Genomic DNA, 21,151 nt, shown 5'->3' with positions numbered 1-21,151 from the left:
AGCCCAGGTTTCACGGCACCCTGCGCCCTTCCGTACGCCTGCGTATCCACGCCATGTCGCCCGCCCCCGGCCAGCCCGACCCCACCCCCACCGCCTACCCGCACCTGTTCGCCCCACTGGACCTGGGCTTCACCCAGCTGCGCAACCGCATCCTGATGGGCTCCATGCACACCGGCCTGGAGGACCGCGCCCGCGACTTCCCCAAGCTGGCCGCGTACTTCGCCGAGCGCGCCGCCGGCGGCGTCGGCCTGATCGTCACCGGCGGCTTCGCACCGAACGTGGTCGGCTGGCTGAAGCCGTTCGGCGGCAAGCTGTCCTGGCCGTGGGAAGTGCGCCCGCATCGGCAAGTGACCGCCGCAGTTCACGCACACGGCGCCAAGATCTGCCTGCAGCTGCTGCATGCCGGGCGCTACGCCTACCACCCCCTGTCGGTGGCACCGTCGAAGCTCAAGGCGCCGATCAACCCGTTCACCCCGCGCGCACTGTCGGCGCGCGGCGTCGAACGCCAGATCGACGCCTACGCGCACGCCGCCAGGCTGGCGCGCGAGGCCGGCTACGACGGCGTCGAGGTGATGGGCTCGGAAGGCTATCTGATCAACGAGTTCATCGCCCCGCGCAGCAACCGCCGCAATGACGCGTGGGGCGGCGATGCGGCCAAGCGCATGCGCTTTGCGGTGGAGATCGTGCGCCGCATCCGCGCCGCCTGCGGACCGGACTTCATCATCGTCTACCGGCTGTCGCTGGTGGACCTGGTCGAGGACGGCAGCGACTGGCAGGAGATCGTGCTGCAGGCGCAGGCGATCGAGGCGGCCGGCGCGACCCTCATCAATTCCGGCATCGGCTGGCACGAGGCACGCGTGCCGACCATCGCCACCTCGGTGCCGCGCGCGGCGTTCGCGGCTGTGACGGCCAAGCTCAAGCCGCACGTGCGGCTGCCGCTGATCGCCACCAACCGCATCAACATGCCCGACGTGGCCGAGCGCATCCTCGCCGGCGGCGGCGCCGACATGGTGTCGCTGGCGCGGCCGCTGCTGGCCGACCCGGAATGGGCGAACAAGGCGCAGCGCGGCCAGGCGCAGGCGATCAACACCTGCATCGCCTGCAACCAGGCCTGCCTGGACCATGTGTTCGAGAACAAGACCGCCAGTTGCCTGGTCAATCCGCGCGCGGCCGCCGAGACCGAACTGAACTACCTGCCGACCCGCGCGCCCAAGCGCATCGCCGTGGTCGGCGCCGGCCCGGCCGGCCTGGCCTGCGCCACCGTGGCCGCACAACGCGGCCACCGCGTCACCCTGTTCGACAGCGCCAGCGAGATCGGCGGCCAGTTCAACGTGGCCAAGCGGATTCCCGGCAAGGAGGAATTCCACGAGACGCTGCGCTACTTCCGCCACCAGCTCGACGCCACCGGCGTGGAACTGCGCCTGCAGACCACCGCCGATGCGGCCCTGCTGGCCGACTTCGACGAGGTGGTGCTGGCCACCGGCATCGTGCCGCGCGCGGTGGACTTCCCGGGCGCCGACCATCCCAGCGTGGTCAGCTATCTGGATGTGCTGCAGGGCCGGGTGCAGGCGGCGGACAAGGTCGCGATCATCGGCGCCGGCGGTATCGGCTTCGATGTCGGCGAGTTCCTGGTGCATGCCGGTGAGTCGACCGCGCTGGACCCGGCGCGGTGGATGGCCGAGTGGGGCGTGGACCCGCAGTTCGAAGGCCGCGGCGCGCTTTGCAAGCCGCGCCCGGAGCCGCCGGCGCGCAGCGTGTGGCTGCTGCAGCGCAGCCCGGGCCGGCCCGGCGCGCGGCTGGGCAAGACCACCGGCTGGATCCATCGCGCCACGCTCAAGGCCAAGGGCGTGACCATGCTCGGCGGCGTCGAGTACCTGGGCGTGGACGACAGCGGCCTGCGCATCCGCGTGGACGGCGCCGAGCAACTGTTGCCGGTGGGCACCGTGGTGGTCTGCGCCGGCCAGGAACCGCGGCGCGACCTGCAGGCGGCGCTGCAGACCGCCGGCCGCAACGCGCACCTGATCGGCGGCGCGGATGTCGCCGCCGAACTGGACGCCAAGCGCGCCATCGCCCAGGGCAGCCGGCTCGCGGCGCAACTCTAGGGCGTGCGCTGACCTGGTCGGCCATCGGCGACCATCGCGGGCAAGGTCGCGTCGAGGCACGCGGCGCTCTGTCGGGCACGTCGGCGATTGCCCTCGATCCCGGCATGCGCAGGCCCGGGTCACCCGCGGCAGTCAGGCCCGGCGCCCGTCACCGACAGGCCTGAAATTCTCAACGCGCCGCGCAGGGGAACGCGTCGTGCAGCGCCTGCTCCACCGGAACCGCCGCGCGCTGCCGCAACTGCGCCGGCGGCAGCGCGGCGAGCGCGGTGAATACGCGATCGACCAGTTCGTGCGTCAGCACGCCCTGCGCGCCAGCGCACCACTGCCTGCCTTCGCTGGCGTCGGCGACGCCGGCGATGTACAGCCGCGCCAGCGCGCCGGCCTGCGCGCGGCGCTGTTCGACACTGCCCGCGAGTGGCGTCGCCGCGGCCTGCGCATCGCCGCGCAGCAACCGCAGCAGATCGGCGGCGGACAGCTGATACACCGCCTGCGGACGCGCGGCCACCGACGCGACGGCAGGCGCAGCGAAGGCGGCAAGACACAGGCACAGCAGCCGGGGCAATGACCATGGCAGCGACATCGGCGAACTCCTCGAACGACGGGGACCAGCGCCTTCGATCCTAGCAAGCCGACGCGGCGGACTTGGTGCTGTCGCATCGCGCGGCTATAAGCCTGGGCATGCCGCGTCCCTTGCCCCTGCCCGCCCTGCCCCGCCTGCCGCAAACGGCGCTGGCGGCGTATGCCGGCGCGCATTTCGGCAAGAGCCTGCTGTGGTACGCCGGCGAACTGCTGCTGATCTACTCGCTGACCGAACACGCCGGCCTGCGCGCGATCACCGCCGGGCTGGTGCTGGCGCTGGGCCTGCTGCTCAGCGCCGCGATCGGCCTCGGCGCCGGCTGGGGCCTGCGCCGACGCCTGCGCGACGTGCGCAGCGCCGGGCGCCTGCAATGGCACGGCCTGGCCGCCGCGGCGCTGGCGCTGCTGCTGGTGTTCGCCGCACCCTTGCTGCCGCCGCCGTGGCGGCTGGGCTATGTGCTGGCGGTGAGCCTGCTGTTCCGGCTGGCCTACGCTGCCTGCGACGTGGCCCAGAACACCTTGCTGAGCCTGGCGCAGTGGCCCTGGCGCGGCCACGACGGCGCCAGCGCGCTGCGCCTGGCCGGCAGCGGCGCGGCGGCGTTGCTGATCAGCAGCGTGGTCGGTGCGGTGCTGGCGCGCGGGACCGATGGCGGAAGCCTGGCGCTGCAGGCCAGCGCGGTGCTGGCGGCGGTGGCGATGCTGTGCGCCTGGCAGTTGCAGCGGGTGCTGCGCCATCCCGCCAATGCGCACCCGGCACCGGCCGACGCCACGGCCGTGATCGCGATCGACCGAGCACCCTCGTGGCGCGCGATTCCCTGGCAGCCGCTGGCACTGATCGCGGCGGTCTCGCTGACCCTGCCCACGTTCACCAAGCTCGCCCCGTACGTGGCCGCCTACGGCCTGCTTTCGCCCGGCTGGGGCAGCGCGGTCCTGATCGCCTATGCGCTCGGCACGGTGCTGGTGCAGCCGCTGGCTGCGCGCTGGGGCCGACAGCGCACGCCGACGCAACGGCTGGCCTGGCTCGGCAGCGCCCTGTTGCTGTGCGCGCCGCTGTTCGCCCTGGCGTTGCCGGCGCAGCCGCTGCTGAGCCTGGCCGCGGCGGCCTGCATCGGCGCGATCGGTGGCAGCGCCGGACAACTGGTATGGGCCTGGCACGCGCAGTGCACCGCGACCCGCGCGGTCGCCGAGCACGCGCTGTGCTTCGCCGCGCTGACCGCCGCCGCACAGGTCGCCCTGGCCGCCGGCGTGGTGCTGATCGGCGTGCTGCTGGATGCGCTGGCCTACCGCGACGGGCACTGCCTGCTGCTGTGCTGGGCGATGGCGGCCGGCCCGCTGCTGTGCGGGGCGCTGTGCCTGCTGCTGGCCTTGCTCACCGGACGCCGCCGATCGCTCCCGATCGGTGCCGGCCTGGCGGCCAACGCCAGCAGCGGCTGAGACATCGGGCGCTGCGACGCCACGGGCCAGCATCCGGCCCGAATCCTCCGCGACATGGCGCCATGTCGCTGGCTTGAACGCGGCGCACCGCGCACGCGCATGCCTCAGGCGAAAAACGCCTGCTGCAGCGGCATCAACGCCGCGCCCAGGGTCACCGCGTCGCCGACGGTGCGGGCGATGCACAGTTGCGGCAGCGGCGGCGCCAGGCCGTGCCGATTGGGTGCGCGCGGGATGCGGATGCGCTCGATCAGGCGCGCGCCGATCGCCGCCGGCAGGCGCCCGCCGATCACGATCGCCTGCGGATCCAGCGCATAGGCCAGATACGCGCACAACTGCGAGAACGGTGCCTCGGCCATGTCCAGCCAGGCGTCCACGCCCGGGGTGTGCGCGTCGATCGCGCCGAGCATCTGCTCGACTCCGGCATAGTCCTGGCCGGCGGCGCGCACCAGCGACAGCAGCGCGTCCAGGTTCGGATAGGCCATGCCGCCGACGGTCCAGATGCCGCCGAACTCGCCGGCATTGCCGCGGTGGCCGCGGAACAGCCGGCCATCGGCGATGATGCCGCCGCCGAAGCCGTTGGTCAGGTGCAGGTAGACGAAGTCGCGGCAGTCGCGGCCGACCCCGTACAGACTCTCGGCCACCGCCGCCGCCGCGCCATCGTTCTCGATGGTGATCGCGCAGCCCAGGGCGTCTTCCAGGATCGGCACCAGGTCCACCTGGGTCCAGTCCTCCAGCGCCGGCGGCCCGGCCATCTGCCGGCCCTGCCCGGTGAAGAACGCCGAAATCGCCATGCCCATGCCGACCACCCGCGCCGGGTCCACACCGGTCTCGGCCAGCAACTCGGCGCGGAACCGCTGCAGTAACGTCAGCACCGACGCGCGGCGCATGTCGGCCAGGCCGAGGCGGCGCTGGCCGCGCACGGTGCCGGCGAAATCCACCAGCGCCAGCGCCACCACGTCGCCCATCAGGCCGATGCCGAAGGCGTAGGCGTAGTCCGGCGCCAGCCGCACGTCGACGCTGGGATTGCCGCGGCCCTCGGCGGCACGGGCGCTGAGCTGGACCATGCGGTCCTGCACGAAGCCCTGCAGCAGGCGCGCCACGGTGGGCTGCGACAGAGCCAGGTCACGGCTCAGCGCCGCCTGGGTCTGCACCCCGGTCTTGAACACACGATCGAGCAATTGGCGGCCGCCGGCACTGACGCGCGGCGGGAAATCGGGATGCGGCATAGGCGGGCGCAAAGCGTGATGGATGCACGAACCGCAACAACCTAGCACGTGGACATCTAAGTTTCATACATGGTAAATAGTATTAACCCCACATTCTTTTACTGGGGGTCTTCATGCGTACCGTTCATCCGCACCCGAGCCTGCTGGCACTGGCGCTCGCGTCCATCCTCGGCAGCGCCGCGACCGTCCATGCCGCGGACGCGCCAGCGCCCCCGGCCGACGCCACCACTACGCTGGACCAGATCGTGGTCACCGGCACGCCGCAGGGCCAGTCGCAGAAGGACGCCCCCTTCGCGATCAGCGTGGTGTCCAAGGAACGCCTGGAGCGCAGCACCCCGAGCAGCAGCGTGGACATGTTGCGGGCGGTCCCGGGGTTCTCCGCCGAACCCTCCGGCGGCCAGGGCGGCGGCCAGAATCTCTACGTGCGCGGCCTGCCGGCAGGCGGCTGGTACTACGTGCAGTACCAGGAAGACGGCCTGACCCTGTTCGACGAGCCGCAGGAAAGCTTCTTCAACGTCGACACCCTGTTCGCGCTGGACATGATGACCGAGCGCCTGGAAGTGGTGCGCGGCGGCACCTCGCCGCTGTTCGCGACCAACGCGCCGGGCGGCACGGTCAATGCCATCACCCGCCACGGCACGGCCACCCCCGAGGGCGCGGTACGCATGACCGTCGGCAGCGACGGCCTGCGCCGCGAGGACGCCTACAGCGCCGGCCCGCTCAGCGAGAACGTGCTGTACAGCATCGGCGGCTACCACCGCAGCGACGACGGTCTGCGTCGCACCGGCTACACCGCCGACCAGGGCGGCCAGCTGCGCGGCAACCTGACCTTCCTGATGGGCGATGCGATCCTCGACGTCGACGCCAAATACCTCAACGACCGTACCGCCTTCTACAACCCGATCCCGCTGGCCGACCCGCGCAACCCGTCGCAATCGCTGTCGGCGCTGATCGACCCGCTGGACGGCACCCTGCTGTCCAACGACCTGCGCCACACCACCGCGCTGAGCTTCGACGGCAACGGCCCGCTGGCACGCAACCTCGACCTGGCCGACGGCATCCACACTAAGGTCAAGCAACTTGGCACGCACCTGGAGTGGGACCTGGGCGACGGCCTGACCCTCAACAACCGCATGCGCTTCGTCGACGCGGAAGTGGACTACACCGCGCTGTTCTCCGGCGCCGCGCCCTACGACGCCAGCGCCTATCTCAACACCCAGCTCGGCCGCGCGCGCAGCGGCTTCGGTGCGCGGGTGGCGCGGGTCGGCTACGTCGCCAGCCGCAACGGCGCCGTCTACGATCCGGCCGCGGCCGACGGTCTGGTGCTGGAGAGCGGCCTGTGGAATGCGCGCACCCATCTGCGCACGCTGTCCGACGACCTGCGCCTGAGCAAGGCGTTCAACGCCACCGCGCTGGGCCAGCACACGCTGACCGCCGGCCTCAACGTGCAGCACTTCGAATACCGCCAGGACCGGCTGCAGAACACCGTGCTGACCACGCTGCAGAACAACGCGCAGCGCCTGGACGTGCTGGCCTACGACGCCGCCGGCAACGTGGTCGGTTCGGTCACCCAGAACGGCTTCGTGCGCTACGGCAATGGCGTCACCAGCGGCTTCGCCAACGGCACCTACCTCTCGCCGTACCTGTGGGATTCGGTGCGCTTCGGCCGCCTCGGCCTGGATGCCGGCGTGCGCTACACCCGCTACAACGCCAACGGCGGCGTCGACGCCACCACCACGCGCAATCTCGGCGATCCGACCACGCTGGCCGACGACAACGTCGGCGGCCTCAGCGGCGCGTTCAGCCCGCGCACCGATCATCGCCATGCCACCCAGTGGACGCTCGGTGCCGAGTTCGCGCTGACCCCGCAGCTGCAGACCTTCGCCCGCTACACCCAGTCGCAGCGCCTGCCGCGGCTGCAGAACGTCTACCAGACCCAGAACGCGGACGTCACCGACATCGACCAGGCCGAGGCCGGCCTGCGCGGCAGCTTCGGCGACAGCTTCTCGTTCTCCACGGTCGCCTTCTGGAGCCGCTTCAACGATCTGTCGATCAGCGCCATCGTGCTCGACGGCAGCGGCGCGGTGCAGAGCCTGGCACTGGTCGGCAAGACCCGCACCCTGGGCCTGGAATCGGAGTTCACCTGGCGGCCGCTGCCGCTGTTCGGCATCACCGGTTCGGCCACGCTGCAGGATCCGCAGACGCGCGGTCTGAGCAACGCGACCACCGGCCTCAGTTACGGCAACCTGGACGGCAAGCAGATCTCGCGCATCCCCAAGTTCATGGCGTCGATCAGCCCGACCCTGTACGTCGACATCGACGGCCGGCCGCTGGAACTGTCGGCCACCGCCTATCGCATGGGCCAGCGCTACGTCGACTACACCAACGCCACCGCCCTGCCCGCCTACACCACCTACGACCTGGGCCTGTTCGCGCGGTTGAGCGCGCACCTGGAACTGCAATTGCACGCGGCAAACGTCGGCAACGCCCTCGGCCTGACCGAGGGCAATGCACGCGTGGACACGCTGTCCGGCCAGGGCACCGCCGACGCGATCTACGCGCGGCCGATCTTCGGCCGCAACTACAACGCGTCGTTGACCTGGAGATGGTGAGCATGCGCTGCCGGAGACTGCTGATGAGCGCCGCGCTGTCGATGCCGGTCCTGGCCATGGCCGCGACGCCGAGCCTGCCCGACCGGCTGCGCGACCCGCATGGGCCGGCGCTGGTGGTGTCGCACCGCGCCTGCTGGACGTTCGCCTCGGAGAACACCCTGGACGGCATCGCCGCCTGCATCGCGCGCGGCGTGGACATGGTCGAGATCGACGTGCGCACCACCCGCGACGGCGCGCTGGTGCTGATGCACGACGAGACGGTGGACCGCACCACCGACGGGCACGGCGCGGTGGCCGATCTGGACGCGGCGCAGATCGCCGCCTTGCGCGTGCGCAGCCAGGGTGGCGGCCGCGACAGCACGCTCACCGCGCGGCATCCGCCGACGCTGGCGCAGGCGCTGGCCGTGGCGCGCGGCAAGGTGCTGGTGAACCTGGACGTCAAGGCCGCGGCGCTGGACCAGGTGATCGACGCGGTGGAAGCGGCCGGCGCGCAACGCGACGTGCTGCTCAACGTGCCGCTGGACGTGCCCGACGCGGTGTTGCAGCGCGCGCGCAAGGCCGACATCGCGGTGCAGGCGCTATACCTGCAGCGCGAGTCGACGCTGCCGCCCGAGCAGGCCCTGCGCCGCGCCGCCAGCTTGCAGCCGGCGGTGGTGCAGCTGATGTTCGACGACCCGGTGGTGCTGGACATCGCGCAACGCGAACTGGCGCCGCACGCGCGCCTGTTCGTCAACACCATGACCAACGACATCGCCAGCGGCAGACCGATGCGGCTGTCGGCGCACTACACCGACCAGCGCGCGCTGCGCGATCCCGCCGCGGTCTGGGGCGGGCTGCGCAAGCACGGCGTGAGCATGATCCAAACCGACGAGCCGTTGGCATTGAAACGCTACCTGCACGGCGCGGACACGCCACGGTAGCCGGCCTCGGTCCAAATCCCGGCGACACCACGCGGTGGCCCACGCGGGGTGTCGCCAGGAGTCCAGTTTCAGACGGGTGGCATGCAACGCCAGGACGATGCCCGTCGCTTCGAGCATTGCGCTGCAGACAACCGCGCCCATGGGCGCGGCGGTTGCCGCGCGCTGCGCTGCTTCACTTCATTCCATCAACCCCGAACGGAAGAGAGCACATGAAACTGCCCAAGAAACCCGCCAAGGTTCTCGCCCTGGCGCTGGCCTGCGCGTCGCTGGCCACGCTGTCCGGCATGGCGTCGGCCGCCAGCAACTGGAACCCGCAACATATCCTCAACGTGATGAAGAATCCCTACCAGGGGAATCACGCCGACGTCGTGGTGATCTCGCATCGCGGGCTGGTCGGCAACGGCTGCGCCGAGAACTCCACCTGCTCGATCCTCGATACCTACAACGAGAACATCGAAGCGATCGAACTGGACGTCAAGCAGGCGTCCGATGGCATCCTCTGGCTGTTCCACGACCAGAACGCCGGCCGCGTCATCGATCACAACCCCGGCTTCAACATCTTCCAGCCAGCCGCCAATCCGTCGGGCTGGAATCCGGACATCAGGACCCTGAGCAGCCATGATCTGATCAACATGTACCTGCGCGACAAGAACTTCGCCAAGACCAACGATCATCCGGCCTCGCTGGCCATCGCACTGGACGCGGTGAGCCACTACGCCAACCACATGGTGGTGGTGCTGGACCTGAAGTCGCTGGACGCGGTGTCGCGCGCGGCAGACCAGGTCAATGCATTCAAGATGCAGAACCAGGTGGTGCTGAAGTTCAGCGCCTCGCTGCTGCCGAAAACGCCCAGCGACATCACCCGCTTCACCAAGGGCGTGCCGTTCGCCCCGACCGTCTATGCGGGCGACATGGACAGGATCGCCGACAACTATGTCGGCCTGTGCGGCTTCACCGCGCCCAATACGCCGCAGTGCCGGGTCAGCGCCTGGATCACCGAAGTGCGCAAGCAAAGCGGCTTCGCCTGGCTGGAAATCGGCAACAAGCAGCCCCGCCGCGGCGACCCGACTGCCGAACTGCTGGCCGCGAACCAGGCGCAGAAGCAGGCGATCGGTGCGTTCTCGCCGGTGCCCGAGTACCGCCTCAGCAGCCATGACGGCCAGCACTATGTGCGCAGCAACGGCACCTGCTGTGCGTCGCTGGACGATTATCTGACCCGTACCAAGTACTTCGGCAACGAGACCGCCGACGACCGTCCGGATTTCCGCGCGCAGGTCACCGCCGGCTTCACCAGCATCATCACCGACGATCCGCTCGGCGTGATTCGCGCCAACGTGCCGCGCAACACCGCGCGCTACAACTGACCACTGGATGGTCGCGCCGGGGAGTGCGCTCCCCGGCCCTGCACGGCGCCCATGCGCCGTGCAGTCCGTCGCCCGCCTTCAGGAGTTCCCATGCGTTCCGCCCCACGTCCCCGCCATCTGCTTCTCGCGCTGCTGGTCGCCGGCGCGTGCGTGCCGCTGCTGCAACGCGCGGCCACCGCCCACGGCGCGCAACCCACAGCGCCAGCTTCCCTCGCAACACACCCGCATGCCGGCCCGGCCAGTGCGCAGACGCCGCCGTCCACCGGTGCCGCTTCGATGAACGGTAGCGCCGTACCCGGGCCACCTGCGAGTGCGGTGCTGGCCGCGGCGCAGGCGCTGTCCGCCGACTTCCAGGCCGATGTGCTGCTGCGCCTAGCTGCATCCGCCGATCTTCCAGCCGACGGCAACCGGGCCGCTGCCGCGCAACGGCTGACCCAACAGGCCGTGGCACTGGCCGAGCGCGCGCAACGGCGCATGCCCGGCCTGGCCCGCGTCGGCAGCATCGACGAAGAGCGCGACAACGAGTTGCGGACGCCGCGGACCGCCGGCCTGGATCAACTGACGCTGCAGACACGCGCCGCACAACGCACCACAACGGCGCAGACGCAGGCGTTGTTCGCCGCGCTACCGACGCCGCACGCCGGAAGTTGCGATGCGGACTATCTCGACGATCCCAGCCCGACCTATGCGTTGGCCAGCGCATTGCAGCCGGCACCACCGGCGGCGCGCGCCAGCGCAATCGCCGCACGCGTGGACGCGGCGCAACACGAAACCGACACCGCCCCGGCGCTGAAGATGGCGCTCGCCGCGGCGCCGCTGGACAGCGCGGGACAGGCACAGCTCGCCGACAGCCTGGCGCGCATGTTCGAACGCATCCGCGGCGACGATGCCGGTTTCACCGCCACCGAACTCAGCGTGGCCGGCGACATGCCGCTGCTGCTGCAACAAGTGTCCGACAGCGCACTGCGCGAGCGACTGCACGCCGCCTACCGCGGCTACGTCGCCGCGCATCTTGCGCAGACACGCTGCCCTTCCAGCGTGCTCGGCAACCACTGGCTGCTGGAGCAGCGCTTCGTCGCCGAGCTGCCGGCCGAGCGCATCGTGCCGGCACCGCCGCTCCCCGCGCAGTCGATCGACGCCGATGCGATCTCGCTGATCCGCCAGGCCGGCTACAACATCCGCACGCAGTTGCTGGATGCGGCTGCTGGTGCCGGCGATCCGGCCACGGAAAAAGCATCGATGGAGTTCCTCGACCAGCTCGACCATGGGGTGCTGCAGCAGACCGCGGCCAGCGACGACAGCGGCCGCGTGCAGCGCGCGCGCCTGCGCGAACTGCTGCGCTATCTCGAGTACGCGCCGGCGGGCGCGGCGCGCGACCGCGGCATGAACCTGCTCGCCACGCTGCTGAGCGGCCCGTATTACGCACGCGATCACGACACCTGGTTCGGCGATCTGCGCGTGCTCGCCGATCAGGCGCAACGCTGGCCCGATCGCGAACAGCGCCTCGCGCAACTGAGCGGACACGCTGATCCGGTGGTGAAGGTGTACGCCATGCTGATGCAGCGCAAGCAGTTTCCCTGAGCCTCATGCGCCGCGATGCGGCGTTGCACAATGCCGTCGCGCGGCGAGCGCGACAGCATCTCGACACAGCGAGATGTGAACCCTGTCAATACTCGGGATTCAGTTGCGATTCGGGAACCGGCCCCTATCGTTCGCGCCTCTTCTCGATCCGCCCATCTTGGCGGATCCGCCGGACTACAGATTGCCGGCACCCGGGCGGCCCGTGACAGGCCGCCTCCCCATGACGCCAAGCCGCATCGCTTGCCGCGCCATCCCGGCGCAGCGCCTCGACGACGGCCCATACGGAGCAAGGAGTACGATGAAACTGGCCTGGATTCTCTGGCTCTCGCAATTGTTGCCGCAACCCGCTGCCGATTCGCTTTGCCTCAGCACCACCGTCTACCTGGAAGCGCGCGACCAGACGCTGCGCGGACAGCAAGCCGTCGCCGAAGTGGCGCTGCGGCGCCTGGACAGCGGCCTGTGGGGCGATTCGATGTGCCAGGTGGTCACCGCACGCAAGCAGTTCGCGCCAGGCCTGGTGAAGCCGGGCACCGAATTGAAGAACGACGACGCCTGGGCCGATGCGGTCAAGGTCGCCTTCGCCGCCGAGCGCAACTGGGCGCTGCCGCAGGGCCAGCGCAAGGAGATCGTGCCGGGCGCCAGCCACTTCGCCGCGCATGCCATCGCCAGCCCGAGTTGGCGCAATGCCTATCAGGTCGCGACGATCGGCGACCACACGTTCTATCGCGTGCAGAAGCTGCGTCCGCGCAACGCGTCCTGATCGTTCTTCGCCACACAGGCATGTCCTGACGCAGGCGCGCGCGCCACGCATGGCGCGTCTTCATCGCCAAGCGCCCCGCGCAGCAGGTACCCTCTGCCGTCCTGACCGATGCGGAGCCGCCTGCCATGAAACTCTATTCCAAGCCCGGCGCCTGTTCGCTGGCCGATCACATCGCGCTGCGCTGGGCCGGATTGCCGTTCGAACTGAAGCTGCTCGATGCCGCGGCGATGAAGGCGCCGGCGTACTTGGCGATCAATCCGGCCGGTGCGGTGCCTGCGCTGCAGATGGACGACTGGGTGCTGACCCAGAACTCGGCGATCCTCAACTACATCGCCGATCTCGCGCCCGACGCGCACCTGGCCGGCGACGGCAGCCCGCGCAGCCGTGCCGAAGTGCAGCGCTGGCTGGCCTTCCTCAACGCCGATCTGCACCCGGCATTTCATCCGCTGTTCGGCAGCACCCGCTATCTCGACGACGCCGCGGTGATCGCGCGCACCCAGGAGCACGCACGCGAACGCGTGCGCACGCTGTACGCGCGCGTGGAAGTCGCGCTGGAACAGCAGACCTGGCTGGGCGGTGCACGCCGCTCCATCGCCGACGCCTACCTGTTCGTCACCCTGCGCTGGGCGCGCGCGCAGCAGATCGCGCTCGGCCCCAATCTGCAGCTGCATTTCGAGCGCATGTCCGCCGATCCGCAGGTGCAGGCGGCGCTGCAGGCCGAAGGCCTGAGCTAAGCGATGATGCGAACGCCGGCGCGGCTGCGCCGGCGTCGCCGGTCGCACGTCAACCGCGCAATGCGCGGCGGATCTCCTCCAGCGCGCCGGGATCGTCCAGCGTCGACAGATCGCCCGGGTCGCGCTGCTCGGCCAGCGCCTGCAGCGAGCGCCGCAACAGCTTGCCCGAACGCGTCTTCGGCAGTGCCTGCACCAGATACACCTGCGCTGGCCGCGCCACCGCGCCGAGCCGCTGCACCACGCACTGGCGCAGTTCCTCGACCACCGCCGCGGCATCCGGCGCGACCTGCTTCAGCGTCGCGAATACCACCGGCACCTGCCCCTTCAGTTCGTCGTGCATGCCGATCACCGCGACCTCGGCCACGTCGGCATGGCCGGCGATGGCTTCCTCGATCTCGCGCGTGCCCAGGCGATGTCCGGCCACGTTGATCACATCGTCGGTGCGACCGAGGATGAAGGTGTAGCCGTCCTCGTCGCGGATCGCCCAGTCCAGCGAGCTGTACAGCAGCGTGTCGAAGTGGCTGAAGTAGCTGCGCAGGAAGCGCGCGTCGTCGTTCCATACCGTGGTCATGCAGCCAGGCGGCAACGGCGGCTCGATCACCAGCACGCCCTTGCGCCCGGCCGGCACCTCGACGCCATGCTCGTCGACGATGCGCGTGCGGTAGCCAAGATTGGGAAAGCCGGGCGAGCCCGGTTTCACCGGCCGCAACTCGACGCCCGGCAACAGGGTCAGCACCGGCCACCCGGTTTCGGTCTGCCAGTAGTTGTCGATCACCGGCTTGCCCAGCGCTTCGCCGATCCACAACGCAGTCGGCTCGTCCAGCGGCTCGCCGGCCAGGAACAGATAGCGCAGCGCACTCAGGTCGCGCTCGCGCAGGTAGCGCGCCGGATGCTTCTTCAGCACGCGGATCGCGGTCGGCGAAGAGAACATGGTGCGCACCCGGTACTTCTCGCACAGCGCCCACCACACGCCCGGATCCGGCTGCACCGGCAGGCCTTCGTACAGCAGCGAGGTCGCACCGACGATCAGTGGGCCATACACGTTGTACGAATGCCCCACCGCCCAACCCACGTCGGAGGTGGAGAACATGGTCTGCCCCGGGCCGCAGTCGAACACCGTGCGCATCGACAGCGCCAGCGCCACCGCGTGCCCGCCGACATCGCGCTGCACGCCTTTGGGCTTGCCGGTGGTGCCGGAGGTGTACAGCAGGTAGCTGGGTTCGTTGGATTCCAGCCACACCACCGGCACCTGCGCATCGCCGACCTCGGCGCGCAGCTCGGCATAGTCGACGTCGCGCCCGGGCACGCGCGGCTGCGCCGGATCCAGCCCACGCGAGACGATCAGCACCGTCGGCGGCGGCGCACTGGCCTCCGCGCAGGCGGCATCGACCAGCGGCTTGTAGGGGATGCGCTTGCCGCCGCGGCTGCCGGCATCGGCGGCGATCAGCAGCTTGGGCCGCGCATCGTCGATGCGTAGCGCCAGGTTGTGCGCGGCGAAGCCGCCGAACACCACCGAGTGCACCGCGCCGATGCGAGCGCAGGCCAGCATCGCATACACCGCCTCGGCCATGTTCGGCATGTAGATGACCACGCGGTCGCCGCGCTGCACGTCCAGCCGCTGCAGCACCGCGGCGAAGGCGTTGACCTCGCGGTGCAGCTGCGCATACGTGATCTCCTGGGTCTGCCCGGTTTCGCTGGACACCGCGACCAGCGCCAGTTGCGTGGCGCGTTCGGGCAGATGCCGGTCCACCGCGTTGTGGCACAGGTTGGTCAGCCCGCCGACGAACCAGCGCCGGAACGGTGGCGTGTCGTACTCCAGGATCGCCTGCGGCGGTCGCTCCCAGTGGATCGCCCTGGCCTGCTCGGCCCAGAACTCTTCCGGCCGCTCGATCGAACGCCGGTACAGCGTCGCGTAGTCCATGCCGCCCCTCCCAAGGCCGGTGCACCGGCTCCGAGCATAGTCCTTCGGCGGGGAGGGCGTCGTTCCGACCTTGGTCGAAGAACATAAACGTTCTCCTCGCAATCCCTAGCGGCGAGTTTGGGCTGAGCTAACTGTCAGACCCTGCTTGAAGTGAGGAGCGAATCTCAACCCACTCTTCCCAGGCCCGCTCAGGATCGATGTCGTTGTATCCGCGAGATTCCGCGATAGCATCGCATACGCCCTTTGGCAATGCGATGCAAACAGCATTGTCTCTCGCCTCCAGGACTTCGCCTTCTGTGAGAGAAGATCCCTTCTTTTTTTCCAGATTAAGCAAAACTGCAACTAGCGGAGGCACTGGCACAATGATGAGATCGTCTTCAAATTCATTCTTCATCGTATTGACCCCAAAGATCCGCCGGCAAACGCACTGAGCCCAGCAATTTTCAGCCATCAACAGATGAATTCAGCTTACTCAGCAACTCATCAATTGCCTGACCTCCCCTCTTGCTATTCTCCTCTAGCCGAGCCCTCAGCTCAGAAGCATCACCATCCAAACCTGATTCACTTCGAATTGCGCACATTAGCCTGATCTGCGCGGGGCCAAGCCTTTTTATTTCCTCAAGGACCACTCTTGCGAAGCCTTGCTGATTAGAGTTGTAGACATCCCAGGCAGCATTGCGCGCACCTGAATGAATTGAAGACTGCTCACGATAGTTGCTCAATGAGTTAAACAGCGAAGCCAGCCGGACCTGATTTGGCACCCCTGATTCATTTTCCGCTGCAATCTCGGAAAGCACTCGCTGCACCTGAGCAGCACTCTGTTGATACAGTTCATCCGAAATCCTAATGTCGATCTTTGCCTCATGCATTGGCTTTGCAAAGCCGATAAGCCTTAGAAGCGCCTCCCCATACAGCGCAGTCAACTCGGCCGCGGCTGCGGTCGCGTCTCGGGAACCAACAAGCTGGACTTTCGCCAATATTGCGACCACACCTTGCAGAGGCTCTCCGAAATTTCCCTCCGTTGGATCTTGAGCAGAGAGAGAGAGCCAAGATACCCATTCGCTCTATTTGTCTCAGCAATAAGCGGTAAGTACACATCTCGCCTCAGACTTGCGAGACGATCCTGATGCTTCTCTTTCGCGTCATGCCGCAACTGCTCCTTAAGCCGGCTCATGCTGGCACGATTGGAAAGGACCACGCCACTCAGAGAGATAAATGCAGCGACAATTCCGGACCAAATGACGGCCGGCAAATTGAAGGACAGAGGATCCATGGATACGTCTTCCTAGACGGCTGACTGAGATGCGCACAGTGCTTCCGCGACCATGAGCATCAATTACTAGCTACTTCCCCGGCACCGTAAACATCACCACCACATTCGCCGGCGCCTGCTGAAAGCGCGTAGCCACCGAACTCTTGCTGAGCTGCACAATCTGCTCCAGCGGCGTGCGCGGCACGCCCTGGAAATTGACCGTCACCTGGACCAGCGAGCCGTTGGCCCAGTTGAAGCCGACCGCTGGCTTGCTGCCGACCGATTTCTCCAGGTCGGCAGCCACCTCCCGCGAATGCGCGTACGCATTCTTCACCGTGTCGACCGCACCGCATGCAGTGAGCGCCAGCAACACCGGCACGCAGAGCAAACGCCATGTCATCGTGCGCGCCAGGTCGGCCGACTACTGCGTCTTCGCCTTGTCCGCCGACGCCGCACGCGGCGGCGCCTGCTTCACGTAGCGATCGAACCACTCCAGCATTTCCGCCACCACGTCCTCGTTGGATTCGCGCGCGGTGTACCAGTGCGGTTCGAACGGCAGCAGTACCAGCCGCGCGGTGCCGCCGAGGCCGCGGATGGCCTGGAACATGCGCGGGGCCTGGGTGGTCTCGGTGCCGGGGTTGGCATCGTCCATGCCGTGCACCAGCAGCAGCGGCTCGTTGATCTTGTCGGCGTGGAAGAACGCCGAGGCCTGCGCGTACACCTCCGGCGCGGCCCAGAACGAACGCCGCTCGTTCTGGAAGCCGAACGGGGTCAGGGTCTTGTTGTAGCTGCCGCTGGTGGCCACGCCGGCGCGGAACAGGTCGGTGTGCGCCAGCAGGTTGGCCGCCATCAGCGCGCCGTGGCTGTGGCCGGTGACGCCGATGCGGTCGCGGTCGACCACGCCCAGCGCCACCGCCTTGTCCACCGCCGCCTGCGCGTTCTCCACCAGCTGCTGCAGGTAAGTGTCGTAGGCGGTCTTGGGATCGCCGACGATCGGGAACGCGGCATCGTCGATGATCGCGTAGCCGGCCAGCAGCAACAGTTGGTAGGAATGCAGGCGGGTGAAGTCGCGGTCGTTGGCGCCACTGACCTGACCGGCCTTGGAGGCATCGGCGTAGTCCAGCGGATAGGCGTAGAGGATCGCCGGCACGCGCGTGCCTTCCTTGTAGCCGGGCGGCGTGTACAGGGTGAAGGACAGCTCCACGCCGTCCTTGCGCTTATAGGTCACCAGGCGCTTCTGGATCTGCCGCACCACCGGGGTCAGATCGGGGAAGCGGGTCACCGGCGCCAGGGTGGAGGCGACCACCGCCTCGCCCGCCGCCACGGCCGGCTGCGCCTGGCCCAGCGTGCGCAGGTAGACGTTGGGCGGGTCGCTCGGCGACTGCCGCCAGGTCAGCAAGCGGGTGGTGTCCTCGCCGGCAAACCCGGCGAAGGCCTCGTCGACATCGGCGCCGCTGCGGAACAGACGCTGGGTCTTGCCGCTGGCCAGGTCGTAGCGGTCCAGGAACGGCCGGTCGCCGGCCGGGGTCGCGCCCTGCCCGCTCAGGAACAGTGCGCCGTTGTCCTCGCGCAGCACGTATTCGCCGTTGGCCAGGCGACGCAGCTCGGGCGTGCCGGGATCGGCGTACAGGTCGTCGGTGGACAGGTCGAACAGCACCCGCCCGGCGCTGCCGGGGCGGTCCGCATCCAGCAGCGTGGTGCGGCGCCAGTGGCGGTTCTCGTCGTACTCGTCCAGCAGCGCCTGCCCGCCCTGCGCGAACCAGCTCAGGCCGGCGTAGCGCTGGGTCACCTTGGCCAGTTCGCGCGGCTTGCCGGTGAACGGCGCCGACAGGGTCAGCAGCTTGTCGCGCGCAGGAACGCTCGTTTTCCAGTCGCCGCCGTCCAGCGCCTCGGCCCAGACCAGGGTGGCCGGCTGGTTGGCGCGCCAGCCGTAGGCGCGCGGCCCGGTGGGCACGCCGTGTACCGGCACGCGGTCGGCCACCGGCAGGTTCGCCAGCACGCGCTCGCTGCCGTCGGCCAGGTCCAGCACCGCCACGTCGTGAGCGAAGCGGCCGTAGGTGGTGACATAGGAGTACGGACGCTGCAGGCGCTCCACGCGCACGTGGCGGCCGTCCGGCGCACCGTCGACCACCGAGTACACCGCCGGCTTGCCGACCGTGCGCAGCTTGCCGCTGGCGGCATCCACGGTGACCAACTGCGCCGTGGCGTAATAGGTGAACTGCGCCTCGTCCTCCGGGCTGGACAGGGTGTCGCGGGCCTCGTAGGTGCTGCTCTCGCCCTTGCCGCGGATCGCTTCCTTGACCTCCGGTCCCGGTGGCACCGCCGCCTTCACCGGCGCCGGGCCGAGGTCCTGCGGCACCGCGCGCACCAGCAGCGTGTCGCTGCCGCCCAGCCACTGGATCTCGCCGCCCAGTACCGGGTTGAGCTGCACGCCGTCGATGCGACGCACCGCGCCGGTGGCGACGTCGCCCAGCCACAGTTCGACGCGGTCGGCCGCGGTGTTGTTGAAGGCGAAGCGGCGCCCGTCCGGCGACCACACCGGCTGCGCCGGGCAGGCGCCGGCCGGCAGGGTCACCGCGGTCTGCTTGCCGCTGGCCACGTCGACCAGGCTGAAGCCGTCCAGGCAGGCGCGGATGCCGTAGCCGTTGGACATGTCGTGGCGGGCGTGGGTACGCGGTTCCACGCGCACCCCGGCCAGCTTCAGGTACGGCTCGGCGACGCGCGCGATTGGCGGGTAGGCCTGGCGCTCGACCAGCAGCAGGGTGCGCCCGGTCGGGTCCAGCCGCGGCGTCGGATTGAGCGGGGCGCGCATCACGCCCAGCAGCGGCTCGGGCGGTTGCCGATAACCGCTGTCGGCGGTGGCGGCGTGGGCGGCGACAGGCAACGCACCGGCGAGCGCCAGCGCGCCGATCCAGCGGAACGGCATGAGCATGGTCGAAATCCCCTTTCGAATGACCCCGGCAACCTAGCACGGCGGCCGCTCCGCGGCCGAGCGCCGAAGGTCATGCCCTGACCGCCAGCGCGCCGCGCTCAGGCCGGACGCAGCGCCTGCTCGGCGGCCAGCGCCGCCGCCACGCCGGGACGCTGCGCGATGCGCGCCGCATACGCCGCCAACGCCGGATGCGCGGCCAGCGACAGGCCGAACCGCGGCAGCCAGCCGAGCACAGTGAACAGATAGGCATCGGCCACGCCGAAGCGCTCGCCGAGCAGGTACGGCTGCGCACGCAGCGTGGCCTCGGCATGGGCATAGCGCTGCAGCAGGCGGGCGGCGACCGCGGTGCGCCGCGCCGGCGCCAGCCCGGCATCGAACAGCGGCACGCTGCCGGCATGCAGTTCGCTGTTGATGAAGGCCAGCCACTCGTACAGGCGATAGCGCGGCAAGGCGTCTGCGTCCGCGGGCGGCGCCAGTGCTGCCTGCGGGCAGCGGTCGGCCAGGTACAGCAGGATCGCCGGCCCTTCGGTCAACACCTGGCCGTCGTCCAGCTGCAGCGCGGCCACGTAGCCCTTGGGATTGAGCGCGCGGAAGTCCTCGCCATCGGCGGTGCGCTTGCTGCGGTTGTCCACGTGCACCAGACGGAACGGCAACTGCAGTTCGCGCAGCACGATGTGCGGCGCCAGGGAACAGGCGCCAGGAGCGGCATAGAGATGCATCGGGATGGTCTCGCAGAGGCGCCGGACAGTCGGCGCGCGCAGTGTGCGCGGCACGGCGACCTGCGGAGAAACAAGAATGTCAGGACGGGTCAGTAGCGCCGCTAATGGCCTCGTCCAGGAACCGGCGCAGTTGCAGCGCGGCCGGCGCCGCGTGTGCAGCAGCGACCAGCGCGAAGCGGCGCTGCAGCCGCGGCTGCAACGGCAGCACCTGCACGCCGTCGCGCTCGGCCGGCAGCACCGACGCCGGCAGCAGGCTGGCGCCCGCGCCGTCGCGCACCAGGGCCCAGGCGCTGGACCAGTCGCGCACCTGCAGGCGCAGGTCGGCGATCGCCAGCCCGGCGCGTTCGGCCAGGCGCTGCGCATGCAGCCAGCAGCCGCCGGTGGCCAGCACGAACGGCAGCGTCAGCAGCTCCGCCAGGGCGATGTCGCGCGCCTGCGGACGCGCCAGCGCCGGCGGCAGCACCGCCAGCCAGTCGTCCGTGCCGAACACCATGGCGTCGCGCTCCGGCGCCGGATCCAGCACCACGCCCAGGTCGACCGTCCCGGCCGCCAGCCAGGCCTCGACCTCCTCGTCGCTGCCTTCCAGCCAGACCACGCCGGTGTCCGGATGCGCCCGCTCGAACGCGCGCAGGCGTGGCGCCAGCCATGGCCGCGACGAGGCGAAGCCGGCGACCCGCAGCGAGGCCGCACCCGCTGCACGCTCCGCCTTGGCCAGGGCCTGGATCTGCCCCAGCTCGGCCAGCATCGCCCGCGCATGTTCCAGCGCACGCGTCCCGAATGGGGTCGGCCGGATCCGCCCGCGCTCGCGCAGCAGCAGCGCCGCGCCCAGCACGTGCTCCATCTGCGCGATGGCCTGGCTGGCGCCGGACTGGGTGATGCCGCAGCGCGCGGCGCCGGCGCTGATGCTGCCGCACTCGACGACGGCGACGTACAGCCGCCAGTGGATCAGATTCATCATGTTGGGTTCCCCACAACGCGAAACGCCGGGCGGGGCCCGGCGTTCCGTGACGACGCGATC

At 69.5% G+C, this 21,151-nt stretch carries 17 protein-coding genes; 8 read left to right on the top strand and 9 right to left on the bottom strand.

What is annotated here, in order from left to right:
• Positions 1 to 53: 53 nt before the first annotated feature.
• A complete protein-coding gene (locus tag PIQ37_RS13860; RefSeq protein WP_342073894.1) occupies positions 54 to 2,102 on the top strand; it encodes an NADPH-dependent 2,4-dienoyl-CoA reductase in 2,049 nt (682 codons plus the stop codon).
• A 169-nt stretch (positions 2,103 to 2,271) separates the two neighbouring features.
• Here PIQ37_RS13860 and PIQ37_RS13855 read toward each other — a convergent pair whose 3' ends face one another.
• Positions 2,272 to 2,682, bottom strand: coding sequence for a Rap1a/Tai family immunity protein (locus PIQ37_RS13855; RefSeq protein ID WP_342073893.1), 411 nt, complete (start codon positions 2,680 to 2,682; stop codon positions 2,272 to 2,274).
• A 98-nt stretch (positions 2,683 to 2,780) separates the two neighbouring features.
• Between PIQ37_RS13855 and PIQ37_RS13850 the strand changes: the two genes are divergently transcribed.
• Entirely contained in the window at positions 2,781 to 4,112 is a 1,332-nt protein-coding gene (locus PIQ37_RS13850; protein WP_342073892.1) for an MFS transporter, read from the top strand.
• 104 nt (positions 4,113 to 4,216) lie between these two features.
• Here the strand turns inward: PIQ37_RS13850 and PIQ37_RS13845 are convergent, their stop codons facing one another.
• Positions 4,217 to 5,338, bottom strand: coding sequence for an ROK family protein (locus PIQ37_RS13845; RefSeq protein ID WP_342073891.1), 1,122 nt, complete (start codon positions 5,336 to 5,338; stop codon positions 4,217 to 4,219).
• Positions 5,339 to 5,451: 113 nt separating this feature from the next.
• Here PIQ37_RS13845 and PIQ37_RS13840 point away from each other — a divergent pair, with 113 nt between their 5' ends.
• The 6 genes from PIQ37_RS13840 to PIQ37_RS13815 all read left to right on the top strand — a co-directional run bounded on the left by PIQ37_RS13840 (position 5,452) and on the right by PIQ37_RS13815 (position 13,309).
• Positions 5,452 to 7,950, top strand: a complete 2,499-nt coding sequence (locus PIQ37_RS13840) for a TonB-dependent receptor (protein WP_342073890.1) — start codon at positions 5,452 to 5,454, stop codon at positions 7,948 to 7,950.
• Between the two features lie 23 nt (positions 7,951 to 7,973).
• Positions 7,974 to 8,870, top strand: a complete 897-nt coding sequence (locus PIQ37_RS13835) for a glycerophosphodiester phosphodiesterase family protein (RefSeq protein WP_342073889.1) — start codon at positions 7,974 to 7,976, stop codon at positions 8,868 to 8,870.
• 209 nt (positions 8,871 to 9,079) lie between these two features.
• Positions 9,080 to 10,234 carry a glycerophosphodiester phosphodiesterase family protein gene (locus PIQ37_RS13830; RefSeq protein ID WP_342073888.1) on the top strand — a complete coding sequence of 385 codons (1,155 nt, stop codon included), beginning with the start codon at positions 9,080 to 9,082 and terminating at the stop codon, positions 10,232 to 10,234.
• A 90-nt stretch (positions 10,235 to 10,324) separates the two neighbouring features.
• Positions 10,325 to 11,815 (top strand): hypothetical protein, encoded by a 1,491-nt coding sequence (locus PIQ37_RS13825; RefSeq protein ID WP_342073887.1) that lies wholly within the window; start codon positions 10,325 to 10,327, stop codon positions 11,813 to 11,815.
• Positions 11,816 to 12,113: 298 nt separating this feature from the next.
• The gene (locus PIQ37_RS13820; protein WP_019797714.1) at positions 12,114 to 12,575 is read left to right on the top strand and encodes a cell wall hydrolase; all 462 of its coding nucleotides are present in this window, start codon (positions 12,114 to 12,116) and stop codon (positions 12,573 to 12,575) included.
• A 125-nt stretch (positions 12,576 to 12,700) separates the two neighbouring features.
• Entirely contained in the window at positions 12,701 to 13,309 is a 609-nt protein-coding gene (locus PIQ37_RS13815) for a glutathione S-transferase N-terminal domain-containing protein (protein WP_342073886.1), read from the top strand.
• Positions 13,310 to 13,358: 49 nt separating this feature from the next.
• On the opposite strand, the gene prpE is transcribed toward PIQ37_RS13815, so the two are convergent.
• From prpE to PIQ37_RS13780, 7 genes are all read right to left on the bottom strand, one after another.
• Positions 13,359 to 15,230 (bottom strand): propionate--CoA ligase, encoded by a 1,872-nt coding sequence (gene prpE / locus PIQ37_RS13810; RefSeq protein WP_342073885.1) that lies wholly within the window; start codon positions 15,228 to 15,230, stop codon positions 13,359 to 13,361.
• Between the two features lie 127 nt (positions 15,231 to 15,357).
• Positions 15,358 to 15,624 carry a hypothetical protein gene (locus PIQ37_RS13805; protein ID WP_152182212.1) on the bottom strand — a complete coding sequence of 89 codons (267 nt, stop codon included), beginning with the start codon at positions 15,622 to 15,624 and terminating at the stop codon, positions 15,358 to 15,360.
• A gap of 49 nt (positions 15,625 to 15,673) precedes the next feature.
• Positions 15,674 to 16,207, bottom strand: coding sequence for a hypothetical protein (locus tag PIQ37_RS13800; protein ID WP_342073884.1), 534 nt, complete (start codon positions 16,205 to 16,207; stop codon positions 15,674 to 15,676).
• A gap of 366 nt (positions 16,208 to 16,573) precedes the next feature.
• A complete protein-coding gene (locus PIQ37_RS13795) occupies positions 16,574 to 16,882 on the bottom strand; it encodes a hypothetical protein (protein ID WP_342073883.1) in 309 nt (102 codons plus the stop codon).
• A gap of 21 nt (positions 16,883 to 16,903) precedes the next feature.
• Complete coding sequence (locus PIQ37_RS13790; RefSeq protein WP_342073882.1) at positions 16,904 to 19,414, bottom strand: S9 family peptidase; 2,511 nt, start codon at positions 19,412 to 19,414, stop codon at positions 16,904 to 16,906.
• A gap of 98 nt (positions 19,415 to 19,512) precedes the next feature.
• Entirely contained in the window at positions 19,513 to 20,133 is a 621-nt protein-coding gene (gene gstA / locus PIQ37_RS13785) for a glutathione transferase GstA (RefSeq protein WP_342073881.1), read from the bottom strand.
• A 79-nt stretch (positions 20,134 to 20,212) separates the two neighbouring features.
• Positions 20,213 to 21,091, bottom strand: a complete 879-nt coding sequence (locus PIQ37_RS13780) for a LysR family transcriptional regulator (RefSeq protein ID WP_342073880.1) — start codon at positions 21,089 to 21,091, stop codon at positions 20,213 to 20,215.
• Positions 21,092 to 21,151 lie beyond the last annotated feature (60 nt).

Origin of the sequence: Xanthomonas protegens, assembly GCF_038442435.1 — a bacterium.
GTDB classification, from domain to species: domain Bacteria; phylum Pseudomonadota; class Gammaproteobacteria; order Xanthomonadales; family Xanthomonadaceae; genus Xanthomonas_A; species Xanthomonas_A sontii.
The sequence above is the reverse complement of the archived record's forward strand: the minus strand, read 5'-3'. Positions and strand labels throughout refer to the sequence as shown.

Coding starts and splice junctions, on each gene's coding strand:
- PIQ37_RS13860 (WP_342073894.1), top strand. CDS start 54: ATGTCGCCCGCCCCCGGCCAGCCCGACCCCACCCCCACCGCCTACCCG.
- PIQ37_RS13855 (WP_342073893.1), bottom strand. CDS start 2,682: ATGTCGCTGCCATGGTCATTGCCCCGGCTGCTGTGCCTGTGTCTTGCC.
- PIQ37_RS13850 (WP_342073892.1), top strand. CDS start 2,781: ATGCCGCGTCCCTTGCCCCTGCCCGCCCTGCCCCGCCTGCCGCAAACG.
- PIQ37_RS13845 (WP_342073891.1), bottom strand. CDS start 5,338: ATGCCGCATCCCGATTTCCCGCCGCGCGTCAGTGCCGGCGGCCGCCAA.
- PIQ37_RS13840 (WP_342073890.1), top strand. CDS start 5,452: ATGCGTACCGTTCATCCGCACCCGAGCCTGCTGGCACTGGCGCTCGCG.
- PIQ37_RS13835 (WP_342073889.1), top strand. CDS start 7,974: ATGAGCGCCGCGCTGTCGATGCCGGTCCTGGCCATGGCCGCGACGCCG.
- PIQ37_RS13830 (WP_342073888.1), top strand. CDS start 9,080: ATGAAACTGCCCAAGAAACCCGCCAAGGTTCTCGCCCTGGCGCTGGCC.
- PIQ37_RS13825 (WP_342073887.1), top strand. CDS start 10,325: ATGCGTTCCGCCCCACGTCCCCGCCATCTGCTTCTCGCGCTGCTGGTC.
- PIQ37_RS13820 (WP_019797714.1), top strand. CDS start 12,114: ATGAAACTGGCCTGGATTCTCTGGCTCTCGCAATTGTTGCCGCAACCC.
- PIQ37_RS13815 (WP_342073886.1), top strand. CDS start 12,701: ATGAAACTCTATTCCAAGCCCGGCGCCTGTTCGCTGGCCGATCACATC.
- prpE (WP_342073885.1), bottom strand. CDS start 15,230: ATGGACTACGCGACGCTGTACCGGCGTTCGATCGAGCGGCCGGAAGAG.
- PIQ37_RS13805 (WP_152182212.1), bottom strand. CDS start 15,624: ATGAAGAATGAATTTGAAGACGATCTCATCATTGTGCCAGTGCCTCCG.
- PIQ37_RS13795 (WP_342073883.1), bottom strand. CDS start 16,882: ATGACATGGCGTTTGCTCTGCGTGCCGGTGTTGCTGGCGCTCACTGCA.
- PIQ37_RS13790 (WP_342073882.1), bottom strand. CDS start 19,414: ATGCTCATGCCGTTCCGCTGGATCGGCGCGCTGGCGCTCGCCGGTGCG.
- gstA (WP_342073881.1), bottom strand. CDS start 20,133: ATGCATCTCTATGCCGCTCCTGGCGCCTGTTCCCTGGCGCCGCACATC.
- PIQ37_RS13780 (WP_342073880.1), bottom strand. CDS start 21,091: ATGATGAATCTGATCCACTGGCGGCTGTACGTCGCCGTCGTCGAGTGC.